Source organism: Burkholderia alba, from assembly GCF_034721475.1.
Taxonomy (GTDB): Bacteria; Pseudomonadota; Gammaproteobacteria; order Burkholderiales; family Burkholderiaceae; genus Burkholderia; species Burkholderia alba.
The window spans coordinates 38,647-52,146 of sequence record NZ_JAWJWL010000008.1; the positions used below are offsets into that span (position 1 = coordinate 38,647).

Consider the following 13,500-nt stretch of genomic DNA (forward strand, 5'->3'; position numbering starts at 1 on the left):
ACGGACACGCGAGGTGCGATTCGACGCGTCGGTGTGCCGCTCGGGTACGGCCGGGGGCGGGAGAAAGCCGGCGGACGAGCCTAATCGAGCGGGGGGATGCGCTCCGCGAGCTGGAACAGGCAGTCGCCGCGCTGCACTTGCGCGGGGACGCGCCTGCATACCACTTCGCCGTCGCTGTCGAAGCAGTACGTGACGGGATCGCGCAGCGGCGTGTCGGGGAAATGCACGCGCGCGGCGGGCTGACCCGCCCGCACCTGCGCGCCCAGTTCGACCAGCGGTTCGACGAGCCCCTTGTCGTACGCATACACGTAGTGCTGCGCGCCGACCCGCAGGAAGCGCGTGACGGCCGGCGGCGAGGCCGGCACGAGCGGGCCCTTCAGCACGCCGGCGAACCCGAGAAAATGCAGCAGGCCCTGGCGGCCCTGCCGGATCAGCGCGGGGTCCGACGTGCCGCCGCCGCCCAGCTCCGTCAGGATCGACACCGCGCCCTGCCGGCGCGCGGCCGACGACGCATGGACCGGATTCGGCGCATGCAGGAACGCGTTCGGCAAGCCGAACGCCGACAGCAGCGCCCGTACCCGCCGCGCTTCGTCGCCGCCGCGCGGCTCCAGGGCCAGCATGTTGCCGCCGTGATATTGCAGCGAACTGCCGCCCGAATGCAGATCGATCAGATACTGGGCGCGCGCGAGCAGCGTGTGTTCGATGTAGTCGGCGATCATCGCCGTCGGCGTGCCCGCCGGGTCGCCGGGAAAGCTGCGGTTCAGGTTGCCGCCGTCGAGCGGCGACACCCGCAGGCCGGCATCCGCCGCCGGGAAGTTCGCCATCGGCAGCAGAATCAGCTGGCCGTCGATCTGATCCGCTTCCAGTTCGCGGATCAGCTGCGACACGATGATCTGCCCTTCGTATTCGTCGCCGTGGTTGCCGGCCATCACGAGCACGACCGGGCCGTTGCCGCGCCGGATCGACGCGACCGGCACCGGAATCCATCCGTATGCGGAACGGTGGACCGAATGCGGCAGGCGCAGGTAGCCGACGTGCTTGCCGTCTGCGTCGAAATCGACTTCGCTGCGAATCGGGTTGGGGTTGCGAAAGCGGGAGGAATCGGTCATGGTCGCTGTCGGCATGCGGCACCGGAACACCGGCGGTAGGCGCAAGCTTACCGGCAATCGTTCGGGCCGCGTGAACGTGAAACGCGCGCGTCTTCGCGCGGCGCGGATCCGCGGCGTATCTCCATGCGGTGCGACGCGGCACAGCGCGCAACGCGCGACGGCGTGCGCTGCGACGATACTAGCGCCATGCCGCGCCGGCGCCTAACAACGACTCGTCACATCCTTATCGGCCCGGCGCACGCAACGGCACCGCCCGCTCGCTTCGTGAGGACGCACGCATGACCATCGAATACCGCTTCGACGTGTTCGGCAAGCTGATCGCCGTCACCCGCGCCGCCGACCGCTGGCAGGCGTTCTATCCCGGCGCGGACGGCAAGCGCCGGCCCGCGAACTTCGTGATTCCCGACTTCATCGACGCACACGAGCTGGGCCAGTATCTCGGCGACCTGTTCCACGAGAGCGCGACGCCGGCGCGCGGGGACGTTCGCCGGCTCTCTCCGCCCGAAGACGCCTAGACCCTCGCCCGCGAGATCGCCAAAACTTTTCGGCGCGAAAGGCGTCCGACAGGAAAACGCCACCGGCGTGGCACAATTGCCGCGTCGCTCCCTGTCCTTGCCCATGAAGCCATTGATTCCCCAGCAGCCGAAAAAACTCGTCCGTCACAGCGCCAACTGGGCGCTGAATGCGTTTCAGCGTTTCTCCGCCGACCGCTGTTCGGCCATGGCGGCGAGCATCGCGTTCTATTCGGCGTTCTCGCTCGCGCCGATGCTCGTGATGGTGATCGCCGTCGCCGGCTGGTTCTTCGGCGACGACGCCGCGCGCGGCCAGATTTTCAATCAGGTGCACGAATTGATCGGCAACGATGCCGCCGCCAGCGTGCAGACGATCGTCGAGAATGCGCATCGCAGCGGCAGCCGCGGCGGCATGGCCGCGCTGATCTCGATCGGAATGCTCGCGCTCGGCGCATCGGCGACGTTCGCGTCGCTCAACACCGCGCTCAGCATCATCTGGCCCGCGACCGGCAAGCGCGCGTCGTCGGTGCTCGGCCTCGTGCGGGTGCGGCTCATTTCGTTCGGCCTCGTGCTGGGGGTCGCGTTCCTGCTCATCGTGTCGCTGGTGCTCGATACCGCGATCAGCTTCATCGGCCGCTGGCTCTGGGGCAACACGCCCTACGTGGTGATCGGCAACCTGCTGCAGTTCACGGCCGGCATCGCGGTGCTGACCGCCGCATTCACCGCGCTGATGAAATTCCTGCCCGACGCGCAGGTCGCGATGCGCGACGCGCTCACGGGCGGAATCGTGTCCGCCGTGCTGTTTTCGGCGGGCAAGAAGCTGTTCGCGCTGTATCTCGCGCACGCCGGCACCGCCAGCGCGTTCGGCGCGGCGGGTTCGTTCGCCGTGCTGCTGATGTGGCTGTACTTCTCGGCCGCCGTGCTGCTGCTCGGCGCGGAATTCGCGGCGGCGCGCGGCGCGGCATCCGCGCCGGCATCGGACGATACCCGGCTCGCAGGCGAATAAGCCGACGAATCGGCTCGCCGAATCTTTCGAAATACTTCGAGTGCGGACCGCTTCAAATTACATCGATACATATCGCGTACAGCGCTCCGTAAACCCCGGAGCGCGCTTTTTTTCCGCTCTTGATACGGTCTTGATTCCCTCCCGCGCCATCCCCGCGCGCGCAAACGTTTGACCACCCCGATTTCCTGTCCGAATCGCCCCCGAAACCCGGGGTGACAAATTCGCGTCATCTCCTAACGCAACAATCGCAGCGCAACAATCAATCAATATTCCGGCTTTCGGAATAGTTGTTGATGTCATTGATATATAAGGGTTTTTTTCCGTTGTCACCTTTTCGAGACACTTTATTTTTTTGGTGTTCTTGCGTCCCGGACGGTGCGCTATTCTGCAATCCGCAACAAATAACGACTCACTCGCGTGGAGAAACGAACCAATGAAGAAACTAGCTCTGTCTACCCTCTCGCTGGCTCTCCTGGGTGCGGCCGGTGCGGCCCAGGCGCAAAGCAGCGTCACGCTGTACGGCGTGGTCGATACGTCGATCACCTATGTTCACGGCAATAGCGGTACCGGCAACAACATGTGGGAAATGGGCAGCGGCAACCTGTCCGGCAGCCGTTGGGGCTTGAAGGGCACGGAAGATCTGGGCGGCGGCCTGAAGGCCATTTTCCAGTTGGAAAACGGCTTTAACTCGGGCACCGGAAGCCTGGGTCAAGGTGGCCGCATGTTCGGCCGCCAGGCATTCGTCGGCCTGCAGAGCGATCAGTACGGTACGGTCACGCTGGGTCGCCAATACGACCCGCTCGTCGACCTGGTTCAGCCCGTGACGGCCGACAACTACTTCGGCAGCGTGTTCGCCACGGCGGGCGACGTCGACAACAACGACAACAGCTTGCGCGTCAGCAACACCGTCAAGTACACGTCGCCCGTGTTCTCGGGCCTGCAGTTCGAAGGCTTGTACGGCTTCGGCGGCGTCGCGGGCCAGACGGGCTCGGGCCAGACGTGGTCGGCGGCAGCGGCCTACAACAACGGCCCGATCGGCATCGCGGCGGGTTACTTCTACGCATCGAACCCGACGCCGGCGAACGGCATCTCGCGCGGCAACACGTGGGGCGGCTCGTCCGACGCGATCTTCGACGGCCCGATCAACAGCGGCTATACGAGCGCGAAGTCGATCGGCATCGCGCAGGTGGCGGGCCAGTACGTGATCGGTCCGGTCACGCTCGGCCTCGGCTACAGCAATGCGCAATACAAGTCGGATTCGTATTCGCTGTTCTCGTCGACGCAGAAGTACAACACGGGCCGCGGTTTCGCGGCGTTCCAGGCGACGCCGGCGCTGCTGCTGGGTGTCGGCTACTCGTACACGAAGGCGAGCGGCAACACGGACGCCAAGTACCACCAGGTGTCGCTGGGCGGCGATTACTCGCTGTCGAAGCGCACCGACGTGTACCTGGTCGGCGCGTACCAGCACGCAAGCGGCACGCAACTGAGCGTCTCGTCCACGGGTGTGGTCAGCACGCAAGCGGCGCAAGCGTCGATCGGTTCGTACGGCTATGCCGGCACGACCTCGCAGGAAATGGTTGCCGTGGGCCTGCGCCACAAGTTCTAAGCACTGCGCGATTCGCGCTTCGCGGCACCCACGGGCGCCGCGAAGCCGGAAGCGGACAAGCCAGCCGGAGGCCGCGTGCCGACGGCTGGCTTTTTTTCTGCGGCGAGTATCGCCGGGCTCGAGGGCAGTCGCCGCGAAGGGCGCGCCGGCGGGCGAGCGCGCCATTGCGCGGCCGTTTGCGATGCCGAGACCTCCCGCGCCATGCGAACGACTTCCCGTGCTTCTCCCCAGCCATGTCAACGCGCCGTGCGTGAGCGGTACCGCGCCTGACCGGGAGGACGAATCGTCTCGGGAAGCCGAAAGAGACGCAGCGGCGCCGTCAAGCGCCGGTATCCGCGTCGGCTTCGACGCCAAGACCGGCCGCTTTCCATTCCGGAAAACCGTCCTCGAGCCGTACGGCCCTGAAGCCCTTCGCACGCAGCGCGGCCACGGCCTCGAACGCGAGCACGCAGTATGGACCGCGGCAATACGCCACGATTTCGGTATCGAGCGGAAGCTCGCTCAGGCGCTCATCCAGGGCGGCAAGCGGGATATTGCGCGCGCCCGGCAGATGCCCTTGCGCGAACTCGTCTTCCGGGCGCACGTCCAGCACGGTGACAAGCCCGTCCGCGAGCCGCGCGGCCAGTTCGTTGCGCGAAACCGGCTCCATTGAATCCCGCGCGTGGAAGTAGTCGCCGAGCACGCGATTGACCTCCGCGATGTTGCGCTCGCCCAACCGGCCGAGCGCCTTCATCAAGGCGACAACCTCGTTGTCGCCGGCAAGACGGTAGACGACGTGCTTGCCTCGACGCTCCGTATCGACCAGACGCGCCCGCCGAAGAACCTGCAGGTGCCGCGACGTATTCGCGAACGTCATGCCGGACAGCGCGACCAGATCCTCGACCGACCGCTCGCGCTGCGCCAAGTGCTCCAGCAACTCAAGCCGGTTCGGATGAGCCACGGCCTGGGCCACCTCGGCAAGACGCTCATAAATCTCTTGCTTGGGTCCCGCGCTTGACATTCGCACCTCCATGAACAATCATTATCGATAATGATTGAATGTTAGCATCTTCACTCACCGGGAGCAAACTCGTGATTCTTCGGCAATTCCTCCATTCCGACCCGGCAGGTATCTCGTACCTCCTGGGCTGCGGCGGCCAGTCGACGGCCGTTGTCGTCGATCCCATCGGCGCCCCCGGTGACTATCTGCAGGCCGCGGAAGCCGCCGGGATGAAGATCGATTACGTGATCGACACCCACGTCCACGCGGACCACCTCTCCACGGGCCGCGCGCTCGCCGAGGCTGTCGGCGCGGCGTACGTCCTCTCGTCCAAAGCCGATATCGCCAGCCCCTTCACCGGAGTCGAGGATGGCGACGAAATCAAGGTCGGTCATGTCGTCATCAAGATTCTCCATACCCCCGGCCACACGCCCGAGCATATCTGTCTGCTCGTGACGGACCGCAGGCGGGCCGACGAGCCGTGGTTCGTCATCACCGGCCACACGCTGATGATCGGCGACCTGGGCCGTACCGAACTGGCTGTCACCGCCGAACAGGGCGCGAGGGATCTGTTCCGGAGCGTTCAGAGGCTCAAAGCCCTGCCGGATTATCTCGAGGTGCTGCCCGGCGCCTATGCCGGCTCGGTGTGCGGCCGCAGCCTCAGCGCGAAGCCGATGTCCACCATCGGATTCGAAAAGCGCCACAACGCGGCGTTCGGCATCGACAGCGAAGACGCATTCATCCGCTACATGCTGAAAGACGTTCCGCCCGCCCCGCCGGAAGCCGCCCGCTTGCGCGCGGCAAACGCCGGGCACGCGGCGGCCGGGGCGTGACGTCATGGGCACCCCCCTCCTTTCCGCAGGCGAACATCGCATCCGGCTGGGCCTCAGGGAGAACTGGCGGCAATTCGCGCTGCTCGTGCTGGTCAACGCGTTCGTCGGCGGCATGGTCGGCATCGAACGGACGGTTGTGCCCCTGATCGGCGCGCAGCAGTTTCACATCGAATCCACCACGCTGATCACGGCGTTCATCATCAGCTTCGGCGTCGTCAAGGCGTTCGCCAATCTCGTTTCAGGACAGCTCGCGGATAGTTGGGGCCGAAAGCGCGTACTCGTCGCGGGCTGGGTACTGGCGCTGCCGGTGCCTTTCATGATCATCGCCGCCCCCGCCTGGGAATGGGTGATCGCCGCCAACGTCCTGCTCGGACTGAGCCAGGGGTTCGCGTGGTCGATGACCGTCATCATGAAAGTGGATCTCGTCGGGCCGAAAAGCCGGGGACTGGCCATCGGGCTCAACGAATTCGCGGGTTACTGCGCCGTCGGCCTGACGGCATTCCTCACCGGATACCTCGCGAGCCGCTACGGCCTGCGTCCGGTGCCGATTTACCTCGGCGTCTTTTACGCGGCGGCCGGCCTGATCCTGTCGATCCTCGTCGTTCGCGATACTCGCGCGCACGTCAGGCTGGAAGCGGGCAACGCCGGGCAAACGCCGCCCCTGTCGTTCCGCGACGTGTTCATGCTCACGTCCTTCAAGAACCGCAACCTGTTCGCCGCGTCCCAAGCCGGGATGATCAACAATCTCAACGACGGCATGAGCTGGGGGATCTTTCCGCTGTTCTTCACAGGGCTCGGCCTGGGCATCGAACGCGTCGGCATCCTGAAGGCGGTCTATCCGATCGTCTGGGGCCTGTGCCAGATCGTCACCGGCCCGTTGAGCGACCGGTGGGGCCGCAAGGGGCTGATCGTCGCCGGCATGTGGGTACAGGCAGGGGGGCTCTTTCTGACCGCGCTGACGGGACATTTCCGGTGGTGGCTCGCCGCCAGCGTATTGCTCGGCCTCGGCACGGCCATGGTCTACCCGAGCCTGATCGCGGCCGTCTCGGATGCATCGGATCCTGCCTGGCGCGCCCGCTCCCTGAGCGTCTACCGGTTCTGGCGCGATCTCGGTTACGCGCTCGGCGCGCTCACGGCCGGTCTGATCGCCGATCGCTTCGGCTTCACCGACGCCATCCTCGCCATCGGCGCCGTCACCTTTCTATCCGGCATCGTCGTTGCCGTCGTGATGCGCGAGCACGGCTGAAAAGCGGACGACGGCTCATCACTCTCGAATCCGGCTCCACGCCATGACGAACATCTACCTCGACTACAACGCCAGCACCCCGATCGATCCGCGCGTCGCCGCCGCCATGCGACCGCTTCTTTCGGATGCCTTTGGAAACCCCTCCAGCGCGCATTGGGCCGGTTTCCTGTCCAAGGCCGTCCTGGAAAAAGCGCGCGCCCGGGTGGCCGCGCTGATCCGGGCAGCGCCCGACGAAATCGTATTCACGAGCGGCGGGAGCGAAGCCAACAACCTGGCACTCAAGGGCAGTTTTTTCTCCGAGCCCACGATCGGATTTCACATCGTCACGCAGGCGACCGAGCATCCGGCCGTTCTCCGCCCGCTGGCGTTTCTTGAACGTTTCGGCGCCGAAGTCACCTATTTGCCGGTCGACGGCAACGGACGCGTCGATCCCGAGGCGGTCCGCCGTACCATCACGCCGCGCACCAGGCTGATCACCATCATGCATGCGAACAACGAGACCGGCACGATCCAGCCGATCGCGGAAATCGGCGCGATTGCCCGCGCGTACGGGCTTCGTTTCCATACGGACGCCGCTCAGTCTGCCGGGAAGATTCCTGTCGATGTCGATCGTCTCGGCGTCGACCTGCTGTCGATCGCCGGTCACAAGCTCTATGCGCCGAAGGGCGTCGGCGCGCTCTATGTCCGACGGGGCATCGAGCTTGAACCGCTGCTGCACGGCGCGGGACATGAAGGCGGCCGCCGCGCGGGAACCGAAAGCGCGCTCATGGCGGCCGGACTGGGCGAGGCCTGTTCCCTGGCGGGCGACCTGACGCCCATGAACCGGATCGGCGTGCTGCGCGACCGGCTGTGGGACGCACTACGGGAACGCTTCGGCGAGTGCATCGTCCTCAACGGTCATCCGGCGCACCGGCTCCCGAACACGCTGAATGTTTCGTTTGCGGGACGCGTCGGCGCCGACGTGCTGGCGTCCCTCGACGGCATCGCCGCCTCGACCGGATCGGCCTGCCATACCGGCAAGATCCCGCTCTCTCCCGTCCTCGCCGCGATGGGCATTGCGGAACACGTGGGCAGGGGGGCGATCCGGTTCAGCCTGGGCCGGGAAACCACGTCGGAAGAAATCGACACCGTCATCGCCAAGCTGGATGCCATGTCCGGCCGCCCGTGACGTCCCGGTTTCCCTGTCCAATCCCGGTCGGCGTCTCGAAAAAGATAACGCGCGCACGCACCGGCGACGGCCTCCACGCATCGCGCACGAAGGCTACCGGGCAGAAAAGCGCGCGTATTCGGCCGCTGGGTTTCCGGAAGCCGGCACCGGCAAACGCAGGCTCCCCCGCTCGCCCCGTCCATCGATTCTCGATTTGAATCATCGGCTTAAATCTCGATCAGCAGCGGATTTTTCGCGAATCCCGGCGAGACATACCGCGCCGCCTCTTGCGCGTGCGCATAAAACGCGCGCATAAAAAAATCCCCGCGCGCATTCGCACGCGGGGATTTTTTCGAACTGCGGCAACGACCGGAACGACTCCGGCGTCCGTGCAGATCCCTTAGGCCGCTGCGTCCTTCAGCTTCTTCAGCGCACGGACCTTCACGCGCACGCTCGCCGGCTTGGCCGGGAACCAGCGCTCTTCGCCCGTGAACGGATCCTTGCCGAAGCGCTTCTTCTTCGCTGCCACGGCTTGCGCGGTGACCTTCAGAAGGCCCGGCAGCGTGAATTCGCCCGCACCCTTCTTGTGGATCGAACCGAGCACGACGTTTTCGAGCGCCGCGAGCACTGCCTTGACTGCCTTCACTTCGACTTCGGCGCGTTCAGCGATGTGCGCTGCGAGCGATGCCTTGGTGAAGGAATCCTTGATCGGCGTCGGAGCGGCCGGCGCCTTCGCGACAGCCTTCTTGGCCACTACTTTTTTCGCGGGCGCTGCTTTTTTGGCAGCCACTTTCTTGGCCGGTGCGGCAGCCTTCTTAGCCACCTTTTTTGCGGAAGTCGCCATGTTTCTCCTACCAGGTGTGGTCGTTGGATACGCGAAGCACGCAACACGCGGGCTTCAACGCCGGATTCTACAAGCGCCGCGCCGCTTCGTGCAGCACTTTTGTGAGTTATCCGCGGGTTTCCCGCAGGTTTTGTTGCGCGCCGCAGACTACGAACGCGCTTCGAGCCTGCAAAAACAGAGGTTTCGACGTTCCTCGGCACGCGGCGTGGCGCGAATTATGTTCGATATTTGCCTTTCTATACTGCCGTTCCACCCGTACCTCCCGCACGGAAACCGGCATGCGCGAAGCCCGCTACGTGAGAGGACTCGACGGCCTGCGCGCCCTCGCCGTGATCCTCGTGTTCCTGTCGCACAAGGCCCATGTCCAGGCCGTCGATATCGGCCGGCTCGGCGTGTGGACGTTCTTCCTGATCAGCGGTTTCCTGATCGTGGGCGAACTGCACCGCAGCCGGCTGGCCGTCGAGCGCGGTACGACCGGGCGCCGCCGCGCGCTGCGCGTGTTCCTCGGCAAGCGCGCGCGGCGGATCCTTCCGGTCTACTACCTGCTGCTCGCCGCGCTCGCGATCGCTCACGCAACCGTCTACCAGCGCGGCGTCGATCTCGGCCTCGCCTGGCATGCGGCATTCCTGTCGAATCTCTGGATCGGCGTGATCAGGAACGGCTGGCCCGGCAGCACGTCGCATTTCTGGAGTCTCGCCGTCGAACAGCAGTTCTACCTGATCGCCCCCGTCGTGCTGCTCGCGACGCGCGCGTCGCGGCATCTCGCCTGTTGCGCCGCGTCAGTCGCGCTGGCCGCGTTCGGCCACCTGCTGCTGGTTCGGGAAGGCGCCTCGCCGGTGCTGATCTACGCGTTCTCGCCGTGGAATTTCGCGTTGATCGCGCTCGGCGGCATCGGCGGCATTGCCCGCAGCCGGGGCATCGCGCCGGGTCCGCGCGTCGCGGCGGCGCTGTCGTGGGGCGGCGCGGCGGGTGTCGCGTTCTGCCTGACGCTGCCGCGGCTGATGCCCGGCGGCGCCGGCGGCCTGACGGACCTCGGGCTCGCCGTCGCGCTCGGCTGCCTGTTGTTCTGGCTCGTCAACCGGCCGGACGCGCTGCTCGCGACCTTGCTCGAACGGGCGCCGCTCGCCTACCTGGGCACCATCAGCTACGGCTTCTACCTGTTCCACAATCTCGTGCCCGCGCACTTCGGCGCGCTGCCCGGGCTGTATCACCGGCTGCACTTGCCGCCGATGCTGCAGATCCTGCTGGCCGACCTGCTTCAGTTCCTGCTGGCGGCGCTGTGCGCGCATCTGTCCTGGCGGTATCTGGAGCGTCGGCTGCTCGCCCGCCGGAAGCCGCTTGAAACCGGTTTGCGCGACGAGCTCGCCGCCGGATCGCAAGCGCCTCCCCGCTGATCGTTCCCGCCTCCAAACAAAGGGCCCCGGCTCTTGCGAACCGGGGCCAAAGGAACAACCACCACTTGGATGACGAAAAACCGGACAGGGATGCTAAGCGACCGCCGCCAGCACCGGCAGGCAGGTGCGCAGGTACGCTTCGAATTCGCGGCTCACCTCGGGATGCTGGAGCGCCAGCTCGACCGTCGCCTTCAGGTAGCCGAGCTTGCTGCCGCAGTCGAAGCGGGTGCCGTAGTAGCGGTACGCGAGCACCTGCTCCTCGGTCAGCAGCGATTGGACCGCGTCCGTCAACTGCAGCTCGCCGCCCGCGCCGGGCTTGATCTTGCGCAGATGATCGAAGATGCTCGGCATCAACACGTAGCGGCCGACCACGCCCAGATTCGACGGCGCGTGCTCCGGCGCGGGCTTCTCGATGATGCCCGACAGCTTGATGATGTCCTCCTCCCACTCGCGCCCCTCGACCACGCCGTAGGAACGGCTGTCCTCGCGGGCGATGGTTTCGACGCCGATCACCGAGCTGTGATAGTGATTGAACACGTCGACGAGCTGCTTGAGCACGGGCTGCTCGCCGTGCAGCAGGTCGTCCGCGAGGATCACGGCGAACGGCTCGCCGTGCACGAGCTTCTCCGCGCACAACACCGCATGGCCGAGGCCGAGCGCGGCGGGCTGGCGGACATAGAAGCAGTCGACGTGACTCGGCTTGATGCCGCGCACCAGTTCCAGCAGCTTTTCCTTGCCGCGCGCCTCGAGCTCGGCCTCGATCTCGAAGGACTTGTCGAAATGATCCTCGATCGCGCGCTTGCTGCGCCCCGTGACGAAGATCATTTCGGTAATGCCGGCGTTGATCGCTTCCTCCACCGCATACTGAATCAGCGGCTTGTCGACGACCGGCAGCATTTCCTTGGGACTCGCCTTGGTGGCAGGCAAAAACCGTGTGCCGAGACCGGCGACAGGAAACACGGCTTTGGTGACTTTCAGCATGATCGCATCCCGAATGGTTGGGTGGCTTCGCATCGCCGGGCGATGCGAACCGATAATCGACGGACCGAATTAAATCGATTCGAGGCGGCGCCTCGTTTATCGCGTTTCATCGTTCATTAATCTGAATCGATCGAATCCGCGAGCTTTCAGATAATCGACTGAAAGCCGGTCGATCTTGCCGACTGACTTGCCTGCGCGCGAGAATTTACCGATCCGATCCGGCGCCGGATCATTCGAACTCCTCGGCATAGGGCACGCCGCTGCGCTCCAGCCCGAAACGATTGATCGGTTCGTTTTTCAACGCGTCGCGGTATGCCGAGAGCACGGCCATGATGAGCAGCACCACGCCGCTCGCAATCCAGTGCATGTCCATCCTGGGCTCCTTTCGTCAATCAGCGAAGCCTCAAACTATCAGAAAAAAATCGACAAATAATGTCAATGCCATCTCGCGATATGGAAAATCACCACAGATCGAGACGATTGATTACGAATATTTGCGAATTGATTTTTTTATTCATTGACTGATTTCTTGCGAATTACGATTGAACCGCGCGATTGGCGCTTCACCTCCTGCAAGGAACCGGACTGAATGGATGCTGCCAGCGGAGCCGCGCTCGCGCGGCCGGACGCCGCCGACCGGAAGGAACACCTGATCGACGCGCTGCGCGGTTTCGCCGCGCTGCTCGTCGCCTATTTTCATTGCCGGCAGGTTGCCTGGGTCGGCATGCAGACGTTCCACCGCACCTACGGCCGCTCGCTCGATCCGGGCGTGCTGCTCGGCTACCTGACGTTTCCGTTCGCGTGGGGGTCGGCGGGCGTGCCGATCTTCTTCGTGATCAGCGGCTATTGCATCCACCGCAACGCCGCGCTGAAGCTCGCCGGCGATCCGTCCTACCGGCTGAACGCGCCGAACTTCTGGGCCCGCCGGTTCGCGCGGATCTACCCGGTGCTGCTGGCCGCCCTCGTCCTCACGCTCGTGCTCGATTCGATCAGCCTGCAAATCGAGCCCGTCAGCCACAAGATCCGCGACATCGGACCCGCCGCGTTCCTCGTCAACCTGCTTTCGCTGCAGGGCATCGCCGGTCCGACCTACGGATCGAACGGCGCGCTGTGGACGCTGTCGCTCGAAGTGCAGTTCTACGCGCTCTATCCGCTGCTGTTCGCGGCGCGGCGCCGGTTCGGGATGGTGCCCGTGCTGGCTGCGGTGGCGCTCGTCAACCTCGTGTCCGCGTGGGGCCTGGAGCGGCACGATCTGCAATTCTTCACGTCGTACTGGCTGTCGTGGACGCTCGGCGCCTGGATCGCCGATGCCCGCGCGCACGCGCCGGCGCATCCGGCGCATCCGGCGCGGCCGCCGTCGCGGGGCTGGTACGCGGCCGCCGCCGCGGCCATCGGGCTCGGCTGCGTCGCGTTCCACGTCGGGCAGTACGGCGCGTTCCAGCTGTGGGCGGGCGGCTTCGCGTGCTATCTGTACGCGGCGCTCGCGCGCCCGACGCGCGCGAGCGCTCCCGTGCGGCTGCTGTCCCGGTTCGGCGACTTCAGCTACTCGCTCTATCTGGTGCACCTGCCGCTCTTCGTCTGCCTCGGATCGGTGCTGTACCGCTCGGCGCTGCAGTTGTCGATCCTCCCCTCGCTCGGCTTCATGGCGCTCGCGATTCCCGTCGCCTACCTGTTCTATCGGATCTTCGAGCTGCCCGCGATGCATTGGTCCGCCAGCCTGAAGCCCAAGCCCGTCGCCACCGCGCATCGCGCGACGGGATACGCGCAGCAACACGCCGGCCGAAGCCCGGCCGACAGCGAAGCGCGCGAGATCGGTTAGCCGGGCTTCGCCGACGTCGTCCGT

12 protein-coding genes and 1 pseudogene are annotated in these 13,500 nt (G+C 65.4%); 8 read left to right on the forward strand and 5 right to left on the reverse strand.

Annotated features, from left to right (window positions below; translation table 11 throughout):
* Positions 1–80 precede the first annotated feature (80 nt).
* Positions 81–1,109, reverse strand: a complete 1,029-nt coding sequence (locus RZR99_RS10880) for a succinylglutamate desuccinylase/aspartoacylase family protein (protein WP_323119767.1) — start codon at positions 1,107–1,109, stop codon at positions 81–83.
* A 278-nt stretch (positions 1,110–1,387) separates the two neighbouring features.
* On the opposite strand from RZR99_RS10880, the gene RZR99_RS10885 reads away from it, so the two are divergent.
* The 3 genes from RZR99_RS10885 to RZR99_RS10895 all read left to right on the forward strand — a co-directional run bounded on the left by RZR99_RS10885 (position 1,388) and on the right by RZR99_RS10895 (position 4,233).
* A complete protein-coding gene (locus RZR99_RS10885; protein ID WP_323119768.1) occupies positions 1,388–1,624 on the forward strand; it encodes a DUF7661 family protein in 237 nt (78 codons plus the stop codon).
* A 103-nt stretch (positions 1,625–1,727) separates the two neighbouring features.
* Positions 1,728–2,627, forward strand: coding sequence for a YihY/virulence factor BrkB family protein (locus RZR99_RS10890; protein WP_323119769.1), 900 nt, complete (start codon positions 1,728–1,730; stop codon positions 2,625–2,627).
* A gap of 433 nt (positions 2,628–3,060) precedes the next feature.
* Positions 3,061–4,233, forward strand: coding sequence for a porin (locus tag RZR99_RS10895; protein ID WP_323119770.1), 1,173 nt, complete (start codon positions 3,061–3,063; stop codon positions 4,231–4,233).
* A gap of 319 nt (positions 4,234–4,552) precedes the next feature.
* Here RZR99_RS10895 and RZR99_RS10900 read toward each other — a convergent pair whose 3' ends face one another.
* Positions 4,553–5,233: an ArsR/SmtB family transcription factor gene (locus tag RZR99_RS10900; protein ID WP_323119955.1), complete on the reverse strand. Its 681-nt coding sequence runs from the start codon at positions 5,231–5,233 to the stop codon at positions 4,553–4,555.
* A gap of 71 nt (positions 5,234–5,304) precedes the next feature.
* Here RZR99_RS10900 and RZR99_RS10905 point away from each other — a divergent pair, with 71 nt between their 5' ends.
* Genes RZR99_RS10905 through RZR99_RS10915 form a run of 3 tightly spaced genes read left to right on the forward strand, consistent with a single transcriptional unit; the run spans position 5,305 to position 8,459 of the window.
* Positions 5,305–6,045, forward strand: coding sequence for an MBL fold metallo-hydrolase (locus RZR99_RS10905; RefSeq protein WP_323119771.1), 741 nt, complete (start codon positions 5,305–5,307; stop codon positions 6,043–6,045).
* Positions 6,046–6,049: 4 nt separating this feature from the next.
* Positions 6,050–7,291, forward strand: a complete 1,242-nt coding sequence (locus tag RZR99_RS10910) for an MFS transporter (RefSeq protein ID WP_323119772.1) — start codon at positions 6,050–6,052, stop codon at positions 7,289–7,291.
* Between the two features lie 43 nt (positions 7,292–7,334).
* Positions 7,335–8,459, forward strand: a complete 1,125-nt coding sequence (locus RZR99_RS10915; RefSeq protein WP_323119773.1) for a cysteine desulfurase family protein — start codon at positions 7,335–7,337, stop codon at positions 8,457–8,459.
* Between the two features lie 379 nt (positions 8,460–8,838).
* Here RZR99_RS10915 and RZR99_RS10920 read toward each other — a convergent pair whose 3' ends face one another.
* Complete coding sequence (locus RZR99_RS10920; protein ID WP_323119774.1) at positions 8,839–9,282, reverse strand: HU family DNA-binding protein; 444 nt, start codon at positions 9,280–9,282, stop codon at positions 8,839–8,841.
* Between RZR99_RS10920 and RZR99_RS10925 the strand changes: the two are divergent.
* Positions 9,281–10,676, forward strand: a pseudogene (locus tag RZR99_RS10925) (acyltransferase family protein). The gene RZR99_RS10920 and the pseudogene RZR99_RS10925 overlap by 2 nt on opposite strands.
* A 93-nt stretch (positions 10,677–10,769) precedes the next feature.
* Here the strand turns inward: RZR99_RS10925 and galU are convergent.
* Positions 10,770–11,657 (reverse strand): UTP--glucose-1-phosphate uridylyltransferase GalU, encoded by an 888-nt coding sequence (gene galU / locus RZR99_RS10930; protein ID WP_323119775.1) that lies wholly within the window; start codon positions 11,655–11,657, stop codon positions 10,770–10,772.
* A gap of 229 nt (positions 11,658–11,886) precedes the next feature.
* Positions 11,887–12,030 (reverse strand): hypothetical protein, encoded by a 144-nt coding sequence (locus tag RZR99_RS10935; protein WP_323119776.1) that lies wholly within the window; start codon positions 12,028–12,030, stop codon positions 11,887–11,889.
* 216 nt (positions 12,031–12,246) lie between these two features.
* On the opposite strand from RZR99_RS10935, the gene RZR99_RS10940 reads away from it, so the two are divergent.
* Positions 12,247–13,476 carry an acyltransferase family protein gene (locus RZR99_RS10940; protein WP_323119777.1) on the forward strand — a complete coding sequence of 410 codons (1,230 nt, stop codon included), beginning with the start codon at positions 12,247–12,249 and terminating at the stop codon, positions 13,474–13,476.
* The last annotated feature ends 24 nt before the right edge of the window (positions 13,477–13,500 follow it).